Origin of the sequence: Bradyrhizobium jicamae (assembly GCF_018130215.1) — a bacterium.
Lineage (GTDB): Bacteria > Pseudomonadota > Alphaproteobacteria > Rhizobiales > Xanthobacteraceae > Bradyrhizobium > Bradyrhizobium jicamae_A.
On the sequence record NZ_JAFCKQ010000127.1, the window covers coordinates 1 to 1,307 of the forward strand.

A 1,307-nucleotide genomic window follows, 5' to 3' on the forward strand; every position below is an offset into this window, starting at 1 on the left:
CCGAGATTGATGGGGTGGACGCCCCCTGACGGCATCGCTGTGCCAAAGTGGTGTCGTTGATCATCACTTGAACGGAGGCGTCCATGTTGGAAGTTAACACAATCGGGGTTGGATCTGGCGAAGAATGTGTTCCAGGTACACGGCGGGGATACGTCGGGAAGTGTGCTGTTCAGGAAAAAGCTTCGCCGCGATCAGGTGCTTGGGTTCCTTGCCACGCAACCGACCTGCACGGTTGCCATGGAGGCATGTGCCGGCGGCCATTACTGGGCGCGGGAGATTGCGAAGCTGGGACATGCTGTCCGGCTGATCGCCCCAGGTTACGTCAAGGCTTTCGTGAAGCGGCAAAAGAACGATGCCGCTGACGCCGAAGCGATCTGCGAAGCAGCCCAGCGGCCGACCATGCGGTTCGTTGCCGTGAAGAGCGAAGAGCAACAAGCTGCGGCCATGGTGTTTCGCGTTCGTGACCTTGTGGTGCGCCAGCGGACCCAGACCATCAATGCGATACGTGGGCATCTTGCTGAATTCGGACTGGTGGCCGCGCAGGGGCTCTTCCATGTGACCAAGCTTGTTGCGGCGATTGAGAAGGGTTCCACCATCCCCGAAGCTGCCCGCCCAATCCTGTTTCTGCTCGTTGAGCAGCTACGGTCGCTGGACGCGAGAGTGGCCGTGCTTGATCGCGAGATTGCCCGGCGCGCCAGAGAGGATGCGGAAGCCCGGCGATTGATGACCATTCCCGGTATAGGACCGATCACCGCTACAGCACTTGCCGCGTTGGCCCCATCTGCTCAGACCTTCAAGAGGGTCGCGATTTTGCGGCATGGCTCGGCCTCACGCCGCTGCAACGCTCCTCGGGCGGCAAGCAGAAGCTCGGGGAGACATCCCGGATGGGCGAACGAACCTTGCGTCGCCTGCTGATCATCGGAGCCAGCGCCACCGTGCGCTGGGCCATGCGAAAGGGCTCGATGACGGATCCTTGGCTCTCGCGGATGCTAGAGCGCAAGCCGCCCATGCTGGTGATCGTCGCCTTGGCCAACAAGACGGCGCGCATCGTATGGGCGTTGATGGCCAGGGGCGGCATTTACCGGACACCGGCGATGGCAGCGAGATAGTCCGCTCCTCGAGCGGACTACCCAAGTGTGAGAAGGTCGAACGGAGAGTATGGCGCTACGGTCAAAGAGACGGGATCGGGAAAACCAGATCATGGATACGTGCTTCGAGCACGCGAGGTTGAGTTGGACCCGTTCCGCGAACTCCCATACGGGCCGGCGGCATGTGACAGCCGCATCAGAGGCCGGACACATGTCAGC

General features: G+C 61.5%; 1 pseudogene. It reads left to right on the forward strand.

Features of this window, described 5'->3' with window-relative positions:
• The first annotated feature begins 108 nt into the window (after window positions 1-108).
• Window positions 109-1,109 (forward strand): annotated as a pseudogene (locus tag JQ586_RS40280) (IS110 family transposase).
• Window positions 1,110-1,307 lie beyond the last annotated feature (198 nt).